The 17,577-nt window shown below is 69.8% G+C and carries 13 protein-coding genes; 9 read left to right on the forward strand and 4 right to left on the reverse strand.

Going from position 1 to position 17,577, the window contains the following annotated elements:
* Window positions 1-34 precede the first annotated feature (34 nt).
* Window positions 35-691 carry an HAD family hydrolase gene (locus M3Q35_RS17940; protein WP_273943003.1) on the reverse strand — a complete coding sequence of 219 codons (657 nt, stop codon included), beginning with the start codon at window positions 689-691 and terminating at the stop codon, window positions 35-37.
* A gap of 119 nt (window positions 692-810) precedes the next feature.
* Here M3Q35_RS17940 and M3Q35_RS17945 point away from each other — a divergent pair, with 119 nt between their 5' ends.
* From M3Q35_RS17945 to M3Q35_RS17955, 3 genes are all read left to right on the forward strand, one after another.
* Entirely contained in the window at window positions 811-2,199 is a 1,389-nt protein-coding gene (locus M3Q35_RS17945; RefSeq protein WP_273943004.1) for a hypothetical protein, read from the forward strand.
* 178 nt (window positions 2,200-2,377) lie between these two features.
* Complete coding sequence (locus M3Q35_RS17950; protein WP_273943005.1) at window positions 2,378-3,553, forward strand: alpha/beta hydrolase; 1,176 nt, start codon at window positions 2,378-2,380, stop codon at window positions 3,551-3,553.
* Window positions 3,554-3,629: 76 nt separating this feature from the next.
* Window positions 3,630-4,961, forward strand: a complete 1,332-nt coding sequence (locus M3Q35_RS17955; RefSeq protein ID WP_273943006.1) for a glycoside hydrolase family 76 protein — start codon at window positions 3,630-3,632, stop codon at window positions 4,959-4,961.
* Here the strand turns inward: M3Q35_RS17955 and M3Q35_RS17960 are convergent.
* The gene (locus M3Q35_RS17960; protein WP_273943007.1) at window positions 4,954-5,157 is read right to left on the reverse strand and encodes a hypothetical protein; all 204 of its coding nucleotides are present in this window, start codon (window positions 5,155-5,157) and stop codon (window positions 4,954-4,956) included. The two genes, M3Q35_RS17955 and M3Q35_RS17960, sit on opposite strands and share 8 nt — an antisense overlap.
* Before the next feature lie 11 nt (window positions 5,158-5,168).
* Window positions 5,169-6,290 carry an inorganic phosphate transporter gene (locus M3Q35_RS17965; RefSeq protein WP_273943008.1) on the reverse strand — a complete coding sequence of 374 codons (1,122 nt, stop codon included), beginning with the start codon at window positions 6,288-6,290 and terminating at the stop codon, window positions 5,169-5,171.
* 264 nt (window positions 6,291-6,554) lie between these two features.
* On the opposite strand from M3Q35_RS17965, the gene M3Q35_RS17970 reads away from it, so the two are divergent.
* The 6 genes from M3Q35_RS17970 to M3Q35_RS17995 all read left to right on the forward strand — a co-directional run bounded on the left by M3Q35_RS17970 (window position 6,555) and on the right by M3Q35_RS17995 (window position 16,237).
* The gene (locus M3Q35_RS17970; RefSeq protein WP_273943009.1) at window positions 6,555-7,106 is read left to right on the forward strand and encodes an ArsR/SmtB family transcription factor; all 552 of its coding nucleotides are present in this window, start codon (window positions 6,555-6,557) and stop codon (window positions 7,104-7,106) included.
* On the forward strand, window positions 7,103-8,425 hold the full coding sequence (locus tag M3Q35_RS17975) for an MFS transporter (protein WP_273943011.1): 1,323 nt from the start codon (window positions 7,103-7,105) through the stop codon (window positions 8,423-8,425). Before M3Q35_RS17970 ends, M3Q35_RS17975 begins: the two co-directional genes overlap by 4 nt.
* A 498-nt stretch (window positions 8,426-8,923) precedes the next feature.
* Window positions 8,924-9,802, forward strand: a complete 879-nt coding sequence (locus M3Q35_RS17980; RefSeq protein ID WP_273943012.1) for a hypothetical protein — start codon at window positions 8,924-8,926, stop codon at window positions 9,800-9,802.
* 134 nt (window positions 9,803-9,936) lie between these two features.
* Complete coding sequence (locus tag M3Q35_RS17985) at window positions 9,937-12,924, forward strand: type 2 lanthipeptide synthetase LanM family protein (protein ID WP_273943013.1); 2,988 nt, start codon at window positions 9,937-9,939, stop codon at window positions 12,922-12,924.
* 45 nt (window positions 12,925-12,969) lie between these two features.
* Window positions 12,970-13,179: a hypothetical protein gene (locus M3Q35_RS17990; RefSeq protein WP_273943014.1), complete on the forward strand. Its 210-nt coding sequence runs from the start codon at window positions 12,970-12,972 to the stop codon at window positions 13,177-13,179.
* A gap of 142 nt (window positions 13,180-13,321) precedes the next feature.
* Window positions 13,322-16,237, forward strand: a complete 2,916-nt coding sequence (locus M3Q35_RS17995; protein WP_273943015.1) for a helix-turn-helix transcriptional regulator — start codon at window positions 13,322-13,324, stop codon at window positions 16,235-16,237.
* Between the two features lie 50 nt (window positions 16,238-16,287).
* Here the strand turns inward: M3Q35_RS17995 and M3Q35_RS18000 are convergent, their stop codons facing one another.
* Entirely contained in the window at window positions 16,288-17,577 is a 1,290-nt protein-coding gene (locus M3Q35_RS18000) for a glucosaminidase domain-containing protein (RefSeq protein WP_273943016.1), read from the reverse strand.

The raw sequence follows: 17,577 nt of genomic DNA on the forward strand, positions 1-17,577 counted from the left end.
CGTCACGGCGCGGGATCGGCCGACAGCGGGATTGTCACCGCGCTGACAAAAGATCAAGGATCACCGGGAGCTCACGGACCCCGGTGATCACTTCCGCCGCTCGCGCCACAACCTCGGGGTCGGGCGGGAAGTGCTCGTTGGGCACGGCGACGACGATCATGCCGGCGTTGAGGGCCGCCCGGATGCCGTTGGTGGAGTCCTCGACCGCAACGGACTTCGTCGGGTCGACGCCCAAAGCCTTGGCCGCGGCCAGATACACGTCGGGCGCGGGCTTGCCGGCGCCGGTGAGCTCGCTGGACAGCGCGACCTTCACGACGTCGCCGAGGCCGGTGGCCCGCACCACCTCGTCGATCAACGCGGGCGGCGAGGAGCTGGCGATGGCGACCGGGCAGTAGGCCGCCGCGGCCCGCACGGCCTCGACGGCGCCGGGCAGCAGCGGCGGCCCCTCGGCGTAGCGGGCGACCATGCCGTCGACCACCAGTTGGGCGATCTTGTCCGGCGGCAGCCGCACGCCACGTGCCGTAGCCAGATACTCCGCCCACTCGGGCGTGCTCATGCCCATCAGGGCCCGGGTCGTGTTCTCGCCGTCCCAGGTCCCGCCGTGTTCGGCCGTGACCGCGCGGCGCACCTCGTCCCAGGTCCGCTCGGAGTCGACCAGCACACCGTCCAGATCAAAAACCACCGCGTCCACGGTCGGAGGCTAATGGATGACGGGTTCGTGAAGTGAAGATTGAATCGTTGCTCCCGGTGCGTCGCCGGGAGATCCTCAGGCGGCGACATCCCCGTCCCCTGCACCGGAGGTACGCACCCATGCGCCCGATCACCGGCGCGGCACTGGCCGCCGCGCTGACCGCGGCCGTCTTACCCGGCATCGCCGCGACCGCCCACGCTGCCACCACGCACCGTGTCCTGTTCGACTCCAGCAAAGCCGAAACCGCCGGCAACGCCGACTGGATCATCAGCACCAGCCAGCCCGATCCGCTCAAACAGGACTCAACCCCCAGTAGCGACAAGGACTGGACGGGCGCGCTGTCCTCGTGGGGCATCGCGCTACAGAAGACCGGTCAGTACACTTTGGACACTCTGCCGGCCGGCAACACGATCACCTACGGCTCCACGTCGAACGCCCTTGACCTGAGCCACTTCGACGAGTTCGTGCTGCCGGAGCCCAACATCCGGCTGTCCAGTTCGGAGAAGACGGCGCTGCTGAAGTTCGTGCAGAACGGCGGCGGGCTGTTCCTGATCTCCGACCACACCGGCAGCGACCGCAACAACGACGGCTGGGACTCGCCGGCGATCATCAACGACATCATGACCAGCAACGGCGTCGACAACACCGACCCGTTCGGCTTCTCGGTCGACCTGAAGAACATCAGCACCGACCACCCGGTCGCCATCAGCGACTCGTCCAACCCGGTGTTGAACGGCTCGTTCGGCACGGTGAAGCACAGTCTGATCGCCAACGGCACCACGTTCACGCTCAAGCCGGCCGACAACCCGGCCGTGAAGGGCCTGCTGTACCTGAGCACCTCGTCGCCCGGCAACACCAACGCCACCTTCGTCACCAGCACGTTCGGCCAGGGCCGGGTGGCGATCTGGAACGACAGCTCGCCGATCGACGACGGCACCGGCGAGTCCGGCAAGACGCTGTACAACGGCTGGACCGATTCGACCGCCAACAACGCCGCCCTCGCCCTCAACGCCACCGCGTGGCTGGCCGGGTCGGGCACCACCACTCCCCCGAGCGGCAACTGCGCCTCGCCCGGGCAGAAGCTGGCCAACCCCGGCTTCGAGAGCGGCACCACGTCGTGGAGCGGCAACGCCACCATCGGCACGGCGGCGACCCCGCACACCGGCACCAGCGCCGCCGCGTTCGACGGCCAGGGCGTGGCGACCACCAACACCGAGAGCCAGACCGTGTCCATCCCCGCCGGCTGCTCGGCCAGCCTGAGCTTCTGGCTGCACGTCAGCACCGCCGAGACCACGACCAGCTCGAAGTACGACACCTTCGCCGTGGCCGTCGGCTCCACCACGGTCGCCACGTTCTCCAACCTCGACGCCGCGTCCGGCTACCAGCAGCACAGCGTCGACCTCTCGGCCTACGCCGGCCAGTCCGTGACGATCAAGTTCACCGGCGCCGAGGACTACGAGAAACAGACCACCTTCGTGCTCGACGACACCGCCCTGACCGCGTCCTGATCAAGGGACCGATCCTCTCGTTGAACGTCAGGAAGGGCCCCTTCCCAGCGCCGTCGCCAAGATCAAGGGACCGATCCTGGCGTTCAACGTCAGGAAGGGGCCCTTCCTGACAACGGCGGTGTGATCGGTTTCACTCCTCGGTAGCAGCAGAGCGCCCGCGTTGCTTCGTTGAGTGACCATGAGCAGGACGGGGACCGCACTGGCGGTGGCGGCGGGTGTCGGCGGCGTGGCGTTGAACGTGATCGCTCGGAAGGCGCCCTGGCGGCGTTATCCCTGGCATCTGGTCGGGATGGCGGCCGGCGTGGTCGGCACGGAGCTGGCGGTGCCGTCGGCGGCGGCACAACTTGCCGTGACGGGTGCGGCGGCAGCGCTGAAAGCGCACAAGAGCAAGATCGGTCTAGCAGCGCTAGCAGTGTCGACGGGCGCGGCGGTTGGCTTGGCAGCACTGCAAAAGCCGGCCAACGAGACGCGCCGCCACCTCCAGGGTGCGGTCGACGAGGCGCTCGGCCGCGGCGCGGTGGAGCTGTGGGCCCCGACGCCTGCGCTGCCGCAGAAGTACCGTCGCGCCGAGTTCATCGTCGCCGACGGCATTCGCTACGGCGAGGACCAGGCGCTGGACGTGTGGCGCAAGGCCGGCGTCACCGGCGCGCCGGTGGTGATCCAGATCCACGGCGGCTCGTGGACCAGCGGCAACCGCCGCCAGCAGAACCTGCCGCTGCTCGCACACCTGGCCGACAACGGCTGGGTCTGCGTGGCCGTCGACTACCGGCTGGGCCCGAAGAACCGTTGGCCGGCACAGATCGTGGACGTGAAGCGGGCCATCGCGTGGGTGCGGGCCAACATCGAGCGCTACGGCGGCGATCCGTCGTTCATCGCCGTCACCGGCGGCTCGGCCGGCGGTCACCTGGCCGCCCTGGCCGCCGTGACCGGCGACGATCCCGCGTTCCAGCCCGGTTTCGAGAGCGCCGACACCTCTGTCCAGGCCGGCGCCCTGCTGTACGGCGTCTATGACCTGTCCGCGTACAACGACGACGGCAGCTCGGGTCTACGCGACCACGTGCACCGCGTGATGATCGACGACGAGCCCGAGTCGCCCGCCTTCCGCGCCGCGTCGCCGATCCACCGCCTCACCCCCGATTCGCCGCCGCTGCTGGTGGTGCACGGTGATCGTGACGAGATCGTCTCGGTCAACCAGGCCCGCGAGTTCGCCACCCGGGCCCGTGAGCTGGGCACGACCTTCGGCTACGCCGAGCTGCCCTACGCCCACCACGCCTTCGACGCCATCGCCGGCGCCCGGACCGTCGCTACCGCGCACGCCGTGGAGCAGTTCCTGTCACACCTGGCCAAGAAGTGATCTCCACCGGCCGATCGGTCTCCTGAAGCAGCCTCACCTGTGTCAGCCTGACAGGGCTGATCACTGGGGAGGTTCCATGTTCCGAGCCACCGTCCTCGCCGTCACGGCCCTGATCGCCCTTGCCCCGACCGCGGCGGCGAGCACGTCCGATGTGTGCAACCGCTACTGCGACGGCCGGAGCGCCACGCATGCCGTTCACGACCGACAAGCCATCAACACCAACGATGTCTCGCTGCATTTCGACGATGCCGACGCAATGGGGTGGGCGGTCGGCACGGGAACGGTCTGGCTGGACCGGTCGTTCGATGCGGGCCGCACGTGGCAGGAGGTGGGGCGCGCGACGGGAAAGACGGCGATGTTCAACAACGACGACTGGCGGGGGCACGGGGTCGGACTGCTGAGGGCCTGCACGGAAACGGGGTGCACGGACTGGCGGCGCAGCACATGGAATGCCTACGACCGGCGTAGCGCGGCGGCGACGGCGCTGATGGAGAACTACGACCTGAAGACCGGGCTGTGGACGACGACCAACTGGTGGAACGCGGCCAACGCGCTGACGGCGATCATCGACTCGGGCCTGTACGGCTACGCGATAGCGAACACGTACGAGCTGAACCTCCATGCGCAGGGCGGAAATTTCACGAACGACTACAACGACGACACGCTGTGGTGGGGCCTGGCCTGGCTGCGGGCCTACGACGTGACGGGCGACCGCCGGTACCTGGACACGGCGAGGTTCGACGCGGATCACGTTGCCGGGTACTGGGATGACGTCTGCGGCGGCGGGGTGTGGTGGAACACCGACAAGACGTACAAGAACGCCATCACGAACTCGCTCTACATCGAGCTGAATGCAGCGCTGCACAACAGGATTCCCAAAGACACCGGGTACAGGGAAAAAGCCGCGCAAGGCTGGCAGTGGTTCAGGAACACCGGCATGATCAACGCGGCGAACATGGTCAACGACGGCCTGAACGCCCAGTGTGCCAACAACAACCAGCCGACCTGGACGTACAACCAAGGCGTGCCGCTGGCGGCGCTGTCGGAGCTGTACAAGGCGACGCACAACCGGGATCTGCTGGCGCAGGCGACAACGCTGGCCGATGCGTCAACGGTCAACGCGGCCATCAACACCGACGGCATCCTGCACGATCCGGGCGACAAGCCGGGCGGCGGCGGGGCGGACGGCCCGAGCTTCAAGGGCGCCTACGTGCGCGGCCTGGCCGAACTCGACACCGTGCTGCCGGGTCATCCGTATCGGAACTATCTGAAAAAACAGGCGGTTTCGGCCTATGCCAACGACCGCAACGGCTACGACATGTACGGCCTGCTCTGGACCGGGCCGCTCGACCAGGTCGACGCGGCCCGGCAGCAGAGCGCCGTGGATCTGATGAACGCGGCTATCTGAAGGCGATGGCGTACAGGCCGTAGCCGACGATGCCGGCGCACAGCACGAAACACCCGATGGCCAGCACGTTGTTCAACGCCGCCTCGCCGCGCCGGGTCCAGGAGTTGATGCCGACCGAGAACAGGCCGACGAACAACACCGAGGCCACGATCGCGACCAGGAACACGGTGCCGAGACCGCCCCAATTGATCGTCATGGCGTGCCCCCTCAGACCGTCGCCGGCGTGGCGGACGGCAGGTCGTTGACGTTGCCGGCGGACACCGGCTGCCGCCGGGACAGCACGTACGCGGCAACGGCGATGGCCACCGCCGCCAGGGCGACGACGATCGTGCCGACGGTGCCCAGCGAGGCGGTACGGCCGGCGATGGCGCCGACGATGGCCGCGGCCGGCAGCGTGAACAGCCACGCCGTGGCCATCCGGCCGGCAACGCCCCAGCGGACCTCGGACAGCCGCTTGCCCACGCCGGAGCCGATGATCGCGCCGGTGGCCACGTGCGTGGTGGACAGCGCGAAGCCGACCTGCGACGACGCCAGGATGGTCGCCGTGGCGCTGGCCTCGGCGGCAAAGCCCTGCGGCGTCTCGATCTCGGTCAGCCCCTTGCCCAGCGTGCGGATGATCCGCCAGCCGCCGAGGAAGGTGCCCAGCGAGATGGCCAGGCCGGAGCCCAGGATGACCAGCAGCGGCGGGTTGGAGCCGGCCGGCAGCGTGCCGGCGGCGATCAGCGTCAGCGTGATGACGCCCATCGTCTTCTGTGCGTCGTTGGTGCCGTGGGCCAGTGAGACCAGCGAGGCCGAGATGATCTGGCCGGCCTTGAAGCCCTTGGCCCGCTCGGTCTTGTCGGCCCGGGCGGTGACCTTGTAGGCCAGGAAGGTGGCGGCCGTGGCGACCACGCCGGCGATGATCGGCGAGGCCACCGCCGGCACGATCACCTTCTCGATCACGGTGGTGAAGTGCACCGCGTCCGAGCCGGCGGCGATCCAGGTGGCGCCGATCAGGCCGCCGAACAGGGCGTGCGACGAGCTGGACGGCAGGCCGAGCAGCCAGGTCAGCAGGTTCCACACGATGGCCCCGACCAGCCCGCCGAAGATGATGGCGCTGTTGATCCTGGTCTCGTCCACGATGCCGCTGGAGATGGTCTTGGCCACCTGCACCGACAGGAACGCGCCGACCAGGTTGAACACGGCCGAGACGCCGACCGCCATTCTCGGGCTCAGCGCCCCGGTGGCGATCGAGGTGGCCATGGCGTTGGCCGTGTCGTGGAAACCATTGGTGAAGTCGAAGGCCAGCGCGGTCACGATGACCACGACGACCAGGAGCGAGAGATCCATCCGCGCCTCCTGCCGCATCGGAGGACCGCAACGTAGACGCCACAGACGAACGCCAGGTGAACCGAATCAGACGAGTCGCGCCCTTCGCCCCCACCTGAGTGGCTCACTTGGCTTCAGACGCCACCTGAGCCACTCAGGTGCCCCCAACCCACCCACGTGAGTGGCTCATTTGGCTTCAGGTGCCACCTGAGCGACTCAGGTAAGACGCTCGGTCATTGCACAAGAGCTCTTGTGCAATGATTCTTGTTGATGCATGCTGGCCCCATGCTCGACTCCAAGGTGCTGGCCGCGATGGCCCATCCCCTGCGCCGCCGGCTGATGGACGTGCTCAAGGTCAACGGCCCGGCCACGGTGTCCACGCTGGCCGAGACCACCGGCCAGGCGATCGGCAACATCAGCCACCACATGAAGGTGCTGGCCGCCGCCGAGCTGGTCGAAGAGGCCCCGGAGCTGGCCAACGACCGGCGTGAGCGGTGGTGGAAGACCCGCCCGCGGACGCTGAGCTGGTCGCCCCGCGACTACGCCGACGACCCGGCCGCGACGGCGGTGGCCGAGGCGGCCCAGTCGCTGAACCTCGATCACCAGGTCGCGCTGGTCCGGGCGGCGATGGCCGGCCGCGAGAGCCAGCCGGAAGACTGGCAGGCCGCCACGTTCTCCACCGAGTCCTGGCTACGGCTGTCCGCCGCCGAGCTGGCCGAGCTCCAGGACGAGATCATCGCGCTGGTGCAGCGGTGGTCCCGGCGCGAGGCCGTGGACGACGGTCAGGACCGCCAGCCGGTGTTCGTGTTCGCCCACGGCGTCCCGGCCACGCCGTGAACCGCGACTTCCGGCGGCTCTGGCTGGGCGAGACCACGAGCGCCTTCGGCAGCAGCGTCACGTCCGTCGCCTTCCCGCTGATCGCCGCGGTCACGCTGCATGCGGACACGTTCGTCGTCGGCCTGCTCGCCGCGGTGGCATGGGTGCCGTGGCTGCTGATCGGCTTACCGGCCGGCGCCTGGATCGACCGGCTCCCCCGCCGAGCCGTGATGCTGACGTGCGACGCCGCACAAGCCCTGCTGTATCTGAGCATTCCCATCGCGCAGTTCTTCAACGTCCTGACGATTGCTCAGCTTGTGACGGTCGCGGCGTTGACCGGTGTGGCGTCGGTGTTCTTCACGGTGGCGTACCGGACCTATCTGCCGGCATTGGTCGACAAGGCGGACCTGGTGCCGGCGAATGCGCGTATGCAGGCCGGACAATCGGCGGCACAGGTGCTCGGCCCCGGCGCGAGCGGCCTGATCGCCCAGTTCCTGGGTGTGGTCACCGGATTGCTGCTCGACGCCGTGTCCTTCGTGGTGTCGGCGGTGTGCCTGCTGTCCATCCGCACCCGGGAACCGCGCGCGGCCCACACCGAGCGGACGCCACTGCGCACGCAGATCGCCGACGGCCTCAGATTCGTGGCCGGCGACCGGATCCTCCTGCCGTTCACCATTTACGGCGCGGTGTCCAACCTGGCCCTGATGGGCTACCAGGCCATCGAATCGGTGTTCCTGCTGCGCGAGGTCGGCGCGGACCCGGCGCTGATCGGCGGCCTGTTCATGGTGGGCAGTGTCGGCGGCCTGGTCGGCTCGATACTGGCCGCGCGGATCGCCGCCCGGATCGGCAATGCCCGTGCGGTGCTGCTGTGCCAACTGTGTGCAGTCACGTTCGGACTACTGCTACCGCTCACCGGTCCGGGCGTGGGCCTGCTGTTCTTCGCGATCGGCTCATTCGTCCTCGTCGCGGGGATCGTGGCGGCCAACGTGATCTTCTCGGGGTGGCGGCAGGGCTACTGCCCGCCGCACCTGCTCGGCCGGGTGTCGGCCAGCTCGGCGGTGCTGTCCACCAGCATGATGGCGCTGGGCGGCCTGCTCGGTGGCGCGCTGGGCTCGGTCGTCGGCACCCGAACGACCATGTGGGTGATGGTGGCGCTGCTGGCGCTGTCCGCCGGGATCCTGCTGGCCAGCCCCATCCGAGGCCAGCGCGACTTTCCGTCAGCCGATGCCCATCTCCCGCAGCCGCGCCACGAGCTGGGTCGGACCGTCGACCGGGACGACCGAGCCGAAGTGCAGGTCGTCCAAGCCGTTGGCGCAGATCACCAGGCCGGCGTGCGATGACTGGTGCGTGAACAGGTCCTCCAGCCAGTCCGTCTCCTCCGGCGATCCCTCGGTGCGCACGGCCGTGACCTCGGTCAGCGGCAGTCCGAACGCCCCGCCGCTGCCCGGCAGCAGCCGCCGCACTTCACCCAGATGCCGCGTCTCGGGCATGAAGATGAAGCGCTTTCCGGTCAGCACGAGTCCACATGCGACAGTCGCGCCGAAGGACTGCCGCGCGTGCACCACCGCCAGCAGGGTCTCGTCGTCGTCCAGATAGCCGGCCAGCCGCGCGCCGTGCTCGAGTGCGGTGGTGTCCGCCGGGTACTTGAACCGGGACAGTTCGAGCAGCCGGTCGCCGAGGTCAGATGCACGTCGGAACACCACGGGAGGCATATCGCGGGCAAGCCATGTCCGTTACCGGACAGGAATCGACTGTGCCGCAACGATTACGCCGATTGCTCTGCCACCATGGGCCGGCCGCCACGAGTCCAACCGCTGCTCACGAACGGGGTTGACATCGTGCACAGAACCGCTGCCGTGCTGCTGACCGCCGCTCTGTCCCTGTTGGTCACCGTGATTCCCGCCCATGCCGCAGTCGGCACTGCGACGAACACCGTGTCCGCCAACGCACTCGACGCCTACTGGACGCCACAACGCCTGGCCCAGGCCAAACCCATGCCGGCGCCGGTCGGCGCACCGAGCTCCACCCGGGACGACCTCGGCACGCCGACCTTCGTCCACGACACGAAACCCGCCGGCTTCCACCCCATGAGCAGTGTGTGGACGACCATCGGCCGGCTCGTGTTCTCGGTGCCGGGCAAGGGCGACTACCTCTGCTCGGCCAACGTCGTCACCAGCAACAACCGGGACGTGATCGCCACCGCGCGGCACTGCGTGATGGACATCAGCACCGGCCAGACCTACAACAACTTCCGCTTCGCGCCGTCCTACAACCGGGGCAGCGCACCGCAGGGCTGGTGGAACTGGCGGTCGATGGGCTGGCGCATCGACGACACCAGTCCCGGCGGGGACAACGCGTTCATCGTGCTGGCCACCGGCGGCAACGGCAACCGGCACGTGCAGGACGCCGTCGGCAGCTCCGGCATCGGCTTCAACCAGCCCAGCAACAACTACGCGCACGGGCTGGGCATCCCGGCCGACAAGGACTACGCCGTCTGGTGTGAGGGACAACCGTACGACGGGCCGCAGGGCGGCGTGCAGATCCCCAACTGCCAGGGGCTGTCCGGCGGGGCCAGCGGCGGCGCGTTCATCGTCAACTACCAGGGCGACGGCTCGGCCATGCAGACCGCCAGCTTCTTCGGCAGCTGGGGCGACTCGTACTTCGCCTTCTACCGCAATGCCGCGCTGTCGGTCTACAACGGGGCGCAGAACGCGTGAGCAACGGCGCCGGCCGCCACCGGCGCCGTCTGAGGCCATCCGCACGCGGCTGAACGGGTAGTGGGGGCAGGGGTCACGAATATGGGGGCCGCGCCCCCATGTAGGTAGGTGGGGAACGTGACACCTTTCTCAACGTGACGAAGTCAGCGACGTTCTGGTGGGCCGGGGGCCTGACCCTGCACGAGCGGTTGCCCCGCCCGTCGCAGCAGGTCAGCGGCACCGCGAACGCGCTGGCCCGGCTGGAGCGGTGGCGCCGGGCGCACGAGGAGCTGGCCCCCGACTGGTTCGAACGGCGGCTCGCGGCCGCCGGTCTGGACGAGAAGCTGCTGACCGGCCTGCTGGCCGAGACACCGGACGCGCTGGCCCGCCGGGTCGCCCGTCCCGGCTGGGCCGACTTCGTGGATTCGGCCCTGACCACGCCGACCGGGCACCGCAAGGAGTTCGGCGACGACTGGATCGGCGCGCTGGCCACCGGCCTGCGGCCGCTGGTGGAGATCGCCGAGGCGGCGGTGGCCGGCACGGCCGATCCCGAGGTCACCGGCGGTTTCGTGCACTGCCTCGGCCGCTGCCTTGCCCGCCTGGCCGCCCGCACGCTGGTGCTGGAGCTGAACCGGGCCCGGGCCCGCGGCCGGCTGACCGGCGGCACGCCGGCCGAGCGGTTCGCCGAGTTCGCCCGCCGCCCCGACCTGGACGCGCTGTTCGCCGAGTACCCGGTGCTGGCCCGGCTGCTGGCCCAGACGTGCCAGCAGGCCGTCGCCGCGCACCTTGAGCTGCTCGAGCGTCTCACGTCCGATCGCGACGCCATCGTCGAAACCCTGCTGGACGGCATCGACCCGGGTCCGCTGGCCCGCATCGAGTCCACCGGCGGCGACGCCCACCAGCACGGCCGCTCGGTCGCGCTGATCACGTTCGCCGACGGCCGGACCGTCGTCTACAAGCCGCGCCCGCTCGACCTGCACAACCACTTCAACGACCTGCTGGACTGGCTCAACGGCCGGGTCCACGACCTGAGCCTGCGCCGGGTGACGCTGCTGTGCCGCGACGGCTACGGCTGGCAGGAGTTCGTCTCCTCGGCCTCGTGCGAGGAAGTGACCGGGCTGAGCCGGTTCTACCGCCGCCAGGGGGCGCTGCTCGCCGTCCTGTACGCCGTCGACGGCAGCGACATGCACTACGAGAACCTGATCGCCGCCGGCGACCAGCCGGTGCTGGTGGACGTGGAAACCCTGTTCCACCCGACGATGCAGGTGGACACGGCGACCGGCCACGACCCGGCCGCGCAGGAGTTGGTGCGCTCGGTGTTCCGCACCGCGCTGCTGCCGCAGGTGATGCTGGGCGAGAACGGCTCGCTCGACCTGTCCGGACTGGGCGGTGACCAGGGCGTCTTCCCGACCGATGGGGTGGGTTGGGACGACGCCGGCACGGACTCGATGCGGCTGGTCCGGCGGCCGGTTGCGATGCGGGGAGGGCGCAACCGGCCGCGTCTGGGCGACCAGGAGGCCGAGCCGCGCGACTACCAGGCCGCGCTGCTGACCGGCTTCCAGGCCGCGTACGACGCGATCGTCGAGCACCGGGTTTCCTTCGTCGACCTGCTGCGCACCTGCGCCGACGACGAGCTGCGCTTCGTGGCCCGCCCGACCGCGCTGTACGCGACGCTGCTGGACGAGTCGACGCACCCGGACGTGCTGCGCGACGCCCTCGACCGGGACAGCGTGTTCGATCTGCTGTGGACGGACTCGCTGGACGACCCGATGCGCCGCCGTCTCGTGCCGCACGAGATCGCCGACCTGTGGGCCGGCGACGTGCCGATGTTCACCTGCCACGCCGGCTCGCGGGACGTCTTCTCGGCCACCGGGGTCCGGCTGCCCAACCTGCTCGCGGAGTCCGGCCTGGCCGCCGCCGAGTCGAAGATCGCCGACATGGGCGAGATCGACCGGCACAACCAGGAATGGCTGATCCGGGCCTCGTTCGCGACCCGCCCGCAGCCCGTGTCGCACCGCGGTGTCGACATGCTGCCCGGCGCGGTGGCCACCGTCGTACCCGATCCGCAGCGGCTGCTCGCCGCGGCCTGCGGCATCGCCGACGAGCTGGTCGGCCGGGCGGTGCCCGGTGCGGACCGGACGAACTGGCTCGGCCTGGAACTCGTGGACGACCGCCAGTGGACCGTGCTGCCGATGGGCGCCGGCCTGGCCAACGGCTACCCCGGTCTGGCGTTGTTCCTGGCGCAGCTGGCCAAGCTGACCGGCGCGCCCCGGTACGGCGATCTGGCCCGGCAGGCGATCCAGCCCATCCCACGGCTGCTGGACGCCCTCGGTGACGACCTCGCGCTGGCGCTGGCCGTCGGCTCCGGCGGCTTCCACGGCCTCGGCGGCATCTGCTACGCCCTGGCCCGGCTGCACCGGCTGCTCGGCGACGACGCCGAGGTGCTGGGCTGGCTGACCACGGCCGTCCGGCTGGCCACCGCGCTGGAGACCGAGGCCGGCGACGAGCCGGCCGACGTGGCCAACGGCCTGGCCGGCGGGCTGGCGGCGATGCTCGCCGTGCACGCCGAGAGCGGCCTGTCCACGGCCGGCACGCTGGCCATCCGCTACGCCGACCGGCTGGCCACCGGCCGCCACGCCACCACCGACCAGGTCGGCTTCGCCCGCGGCCCGGCCGGTGCCGGCTGGGCCCTGCTGCGGCTGGCCTCGGTGATCGGCAGCGACCGGCACGAGGCGGCCGGCAACAGCTTCCTGGCTGCGGACGGGGATCTCGCGGCCCGGTCGGCGGATCACGGGTGGTGCGCCGGCATTCCCGGATCGCTGCTGGCGCGGATCGGCCGTGCGGAGGAAGGGCTCGGCCACTGGGTGGACGCCCTGGCGGGACTTCCGCCGCTGCGTGACCTGAGTCTGTGCCACGGTGAGCTCGGCGCCATCGAGGCGCTCATCGCGGTCGGCCACACCGGCGCCGTCAGCCGGCGGGCCGGCCTGGTGCTCGGCTCGCTCGACCAGTACGGGGCGCGCTGCGGCACGCCCAACGAGGTCCCCACGCCCGGACTGCTGAGCGGTCTGGCCGGCATCGGCTACGGGCTGCTCCGACTCGGCTTCGCCGACCAGGTGCCATCGGTGCTCCTGCTCGACGTATGAGTTTTTCGTTGTGCCACTGAGGGAATCTTACTGAGGGAGACTGGGATGAACGACTTCACCACCGACGAGACCGCCACCGACGTCGAGTTCGCCACCGCCAGTGGCGAGAACCCGGCGGGCGAGATCGTGGTGACCTCGAGAACCCGCGCGGGGGCGCGGGCTCGGGCGCTGGCCGGGATGACGCTGGGCATGAGCGCCTTCATGGCGGTCACCGCCATTCCGTTCACCACGGTCAGCGCGCCGGGCACGGTCTGACCGCCACGTGATCGCCGGTCCCCCCATCCGATGTGCCCGGATGGGGGGATCCGCCGTACACCTAGGGGCAGACCGTCCCGCTATTCGGCCACTCCGGTGGCTTTCTGCTGGAATTTCAAGCGTTGCCCATTAGGGTCGCCCCATGCAGACCCGCGCGCCATTGTTGGTCGGCCGCGACGCCGAGCTGACCGAGCTCACGCGGGCGCTGTCCGGGACTCGCGCCGGCCGTGGGGGATCGGCGTTCCTGGTCGGCGAGGCGGGGATCGGCAAGTCGCGGCTGGCCGCGATGGCCACCGGGCGGGCCTTCGACGCCGGCATGCGAGTGCTGCGCGGTCGGGGCTCGACCATCGGCCCGATGGTGCCGTTCCGTCCGTTGACCGAGGCTTTGCTGTCGCTGTTTCGCGGCGGGGAGCCGTTCGACGACAACGAACTCGGCCCGTATCGTCCCGTTCTGGGCCGATTGATACCTGAGTGGGCCGCGGCTGCGCCGCCGCAGCCGGTGTCGCTGGTGGTGCTGGCCGAGGCCGTGCTACGGCTGTTGTCGGTGGCCGGTCGCGGGCGTGGATGCCTGCTGGTGCTTGAGGATCTGCACGACGCCGACGCCGAGACGCTGGCCGTCGTGGAATACCTGACGGACAATCTGGAATTGCAGCCGGTGATGCTGCTGGCCACCATTCGGGGCGAGCCCTGCGCGGCTTTGGACCTGGCCCGGGCCAGCGAGCAGCGGCGCACCGGCACGCTGGCCGAACTGCGGCGGCTCGACCGCGTGCAGGTGCGGTCGATGGCCGCGTCGTGCCTGGAGATCCCGCTGGCCGAGGTGGCCGACGAGGTCGTGCAGCGGCTGTGGGTGGACAGCGCCGGCAATCCGTTCATCGTCGAGGAACTGTTGCACGGCATGGTGAGCAACGGTCTGCTCGTGCCCAGCGGCGACGGCTGGCAGGTGGTCGGGCAGCTGCGCACCGAGGTGCCGGCGGCGGTGGTGCGCAGCATCGCCAACCGCACGGATCGGCTTGGCCCGCAAGGCCGAATGCTACTGTCGGTGGCTGCCGTGCTGGGTCACCGGTTCCCACTTTCGGTGGTACGCAAGGTCGCCGACATCGACGATCGTGGACTGCTGTCCCATCTGCACGCCGGCGTGGCCGCGCAGCTCGTCACCCCCGACGAGCCCGCGCCGGACTGGTACGCCTTCCGACATCCGCTGACCGCGGAGGCGTTGCTCAGCCAGCTCACGCCCATCGACCGGGCCGAGCTGTCCTCCAAGGCCGCCGATGCCGTGCTGGAACTGCATCCGTCGCTGCCCGGCCACTGGTGCCAGCTGGTCGCTTCGCTGCGGTTGGACGCCGGCGAGGACGCCGCGGCCGGTCGGCTGTTCGCCGAAGCCGGGCGACGGGCGTTGCGTGACGGGGCCGCCGGGTCCGCGATCACGTTGCTGGACAAGGCCAATCGTCTGCTGACCCGAAAGCTGGACGCCGGCATCCGGGCCGACATCCTGGAGTCGCTGCTGCCGGCGCTGGCCGAAGCCGGGCATTTCGACCGGGCCTTCCAGCTCGCCGGCAAGCTCGCCGATCTCGACGGCGACGGCCTGGACACCCGGCGGCGGGCCGCTCTGCACACCCGGCTGGCCAAGGTCGCGTATCTGGCCGGGCGTCCGCTGGACGGCGTGGAACAGGTCACGGCCGCCCGGACCCTGCTCGGTGCTGACGCCGCCGACGAGGACACCGCGCCGGTCGATGTCGTTGCGGCGTATCTGGAACTGGACACGCCTCGCCCGGATCGGCTGGCCCGGGCCGAGGCTTTGGCCCGTCGGGCGGTGGCCGCCGCCGAGCGTTCGTCGCAGCCGGTGGTGGCCTGTGAGGCGTGGGAACTGCTCGGGATCATCGCCCGTGAACACGACATCACGCGGGCCATGGAGTGCCTGGAGAAGGCCAAGCAGCTCGGCGAGCAGCACCAGCTGCCGATGCAGCGCGCGTACGCCATGATGCGGCTGGCCGGTATCGACTGGCTGTCCACTGCGGACACTGCCACCCTGGAACGGGCCCGGCAGGAAGCGCTGCGGATCGGCGCGATCACCATGGCCTACAACGCCGACGCCATCATCGCGCTGCACACCGTGCTCGGCGGGGACTACGACCTCGCGTCCGAGCGGATCATCGCCTGCGGCGAGTCGGCCCGTCGGCTCCAACACGGCTCGATCGTCCGATACGTGTTGATGACCAAGGCGACCTTGGCCGCACATCAGGGGCGGCGCAAGGAGATGGAGGACGCCCTGGCCGAATTCCGGCAGTGGGGCGGGGAGAAGTCGCAGGAACTGCCGCTTTCCTTCGGTCTGGCCCGGGTTTTCTGTGCCCTGTTGGAGGAGAACCGCGAGCTGGCCGATCGTGAGCTCGCGGAGGCACTGTCGCTGGAAGCCGAGAATCCCACGACGTTCCATCTGGCCGGGCGGCACGGGTTGGACCTGTTGTTGGGTGTGCTGGAGGGCCGTTTCGCGTGGGCCGAACATGAGTCCGTGATGTCCACGCCGGCCGGCGGGATGCGCTGGAACCGGCACTTCACCGAGCTCGCCGGGGCCGTGCTCTACGGGCGTGAAGGCAAGGTGGAGCAGGCCGAGTGCGCCATGGCGTCGGCGCAGCAGGTTGGCGGGGCCTTCCCGATGGCCCGCAACCTCGGTTTGCGCCTGGTCGCCGAGCCCGCTCACGTGGACGGGTGGGGTGATCCGGTCACGTGGCTCCGCAATGCCGAGGAATACTTCCACCGCAACAACGTCACCGGCACCGCGTCGGCGTGCCGGGCCCTGCTGCGGCAGGTCGGCGTGTCCGTGCAGCAGCGTCGGGTCGGCGCCGACCAGGTGCCCAGCGCCCTGCGGTCCGTCGGCGTCACCGTGCGGGAGTACGACGTCTTCCGGCTGCTGGTGGAACGCCTGGGCAACAAGGCCATCGCCAACCGGCTGCACATCTCCCCCCGTACCGTGGAGAAGCACGTCGCCAGCCTCATCGCCAAGACCCAGCAGCCCGACCGCGAGGCGTTGAGCACCTACGCGAGCGCGATTTTGGCTCCCTGACGGCAAAAACGGCCCGCCTCCGACGGAGGCGGGCCGTGTTGCCTGTGGGGTTACTGGAAGTGGCCGACCACCGGCAGGTCGCCGGTCTGGCCGAAGGCAACCTTGGTCAGCAGGCTGCCGTCGGACTTGCGGATGTAGTAGTTGCTGTCGGACGGCCGGTACACCGCCAGGTTGTCGTAGCTGCTGTTCTCGAAGTGGCCGGTGACGGGGATGTCGCCGCTCTGACCGAAGACGACCTGGGTGAGCACGGTGCCGTCGGACTTGCGGATGTAGAACGTGCTGGTGGACGGCCGGTACACGGCCAGATTGTCGTAGCTGCTGTCCTCGAAGTGACCGATGACGGGGATGTCGCCGCTCTGACCGAACGCGACCTGCGTGAGCACGGAGCCGTCGGACTTGCGGATGTAGAAGGTGCTGTTCGACGGCCGGTACACCGCCAGGTTGTCATAGTTGCTGTCCTCGAAGTGACCGACCACCGGCACGTCACCGGTCTGCCCGAAGAACACCTGGGTGAGCAGGCTGCCGTCGGCCGCCCGGATGTAGAAGCTGGCGTTGGACGGCCGGAACACGGCCAGGTTGTCGTAGGCGCTGTCCTGGAAGTGGCCGGCCAGCGGCACGTCGCCCTGCTCGCCGAAGGGGGTCTGGCCGAGCAGTGTGCCGTCGGCCTTGCGCACGTAGAAGTTGTTGTCGGACGGGCGGTACACGGCGAGGCTGGCGTACGAGGCGGTGGTGGTGTTGAAGCGGTACAGGTTGTTGGCCTGCATGATGCTGATGACCTTGCTCGCATAGCTCGGGTCGGTCGCGTAGCCGGCGGCCGCCACCTCGCGGACGAACTGGTCCGGGTTGCTGGTGTAGTGGAAGGCGTTGCCGTAGCGGCTGTTCGACCGGAGGAACAGGCCGTGGTCGCGGAACGAGTCGGCCATCGAGGCGTAGGTGCGGAACGAGGCCATCACGGTGTGGCAGCCCGGGTCGCACTCGGTGGTCGGCAGGTTGGCGCAGCCGTTGGCGATCGGACCGTGGTCACCGCCGGCGCACTTGATGCCGAAGTAGTTGTTGTTCGGGGCGGCGTTGCCCCAGTTCGACTCCAGGACGGCCTGGGCGACGGTGACCGAGGCCGGCACGCCGTAGTCGGCCTGCGAGGGCTGGGCCGCCGGGCCGGCCGCGTTGATGAAGTCGGCATTGCTCTGCGTCGAGTTCGGGCTGAACGCGCCGGCCTTCACCGCGTCGGCCACGGAGCTCGTCGCACCGAACGCGTCGATCTGGGTCACGCCGGTCAGCACCACGCCCAGGGCGACCATGGCCGCCACGCCGATGCGCCGGGCCCGCGAAACGGTGTTCAT

This window comes from Kutzneria chonburiensis (genome assembly GCF_028622115.1).
GTDB lineage: Bacteria > Actinomycetota > Actinomycetes > Mycobacteriales > Pseudonocardiaceae > Kutzneria > Kutzneria chonburiensis.

Coding starts and splice junctions, on each gene's coding strand:
- M3Q35_RS17945 (WP_273943004.1), top strand. CDS start 811: ATGCGCCCGATCACCGGCGCGGCACTGGCCGCCGCGCTGACCGCGGCC.
- M3Q35_RS17955 (WP_273943006.1), top strand. CDS start 3,630: ATGTTCCGAGCCACCGTCCTCGCCGTCACGGCCCTGATCGCCCTTGCC.
- M3Q35_RS18000 (WP_273943016.1), bottom strand. CDS start 17,577: ATGAACACCGTTTCGCGGGCCCGGCGCATCGGCGTGGCGGCCATGGTC.
- M3Q35_RS17950 (WP_273943005.1), top strand. CDS start 2,378: ATGAGCAGGACGGGGACCGCACTGGCGGTGGCGGCGGGTGTCGGCGGC.
- M3Q35_RS17990 (WP_273943014.1), top strand. CDS start 12,970: ATGAACGACTTCACCACCGACGAGACCGCCACCGACGTCGAGTTCGCC.
- M3Q35_RS17965 (WP_273943008.1), bottom strand. CDS start 6,290: ATGGATCTCTCGCTCCTGGTCGTCGTGGTCATCGTGACCGCGCTGGCC.
- M3Q35_RS17995 (WP_273943015.1), top strand. CDS start 13,322: ATGCAGACCCGCGCGCCATTGTTGGTCGGCCGCGACGCCGAGCTGACC.
- M3Q35_RS17970 (WP_273943009.1), top strand. CDS start 6,555: ATGCTCGACTCCAAGGTGCTGGCCGCGATGGCCCATCCCCTGCGCCGC.
- M3Q35_RS17960 (WP_273943007.1), bottom strand. CDS start 5,157: ATGACGATCAATTGGGGCGGTCTCGGCACCGTGTTCCTGGTCGCGATC.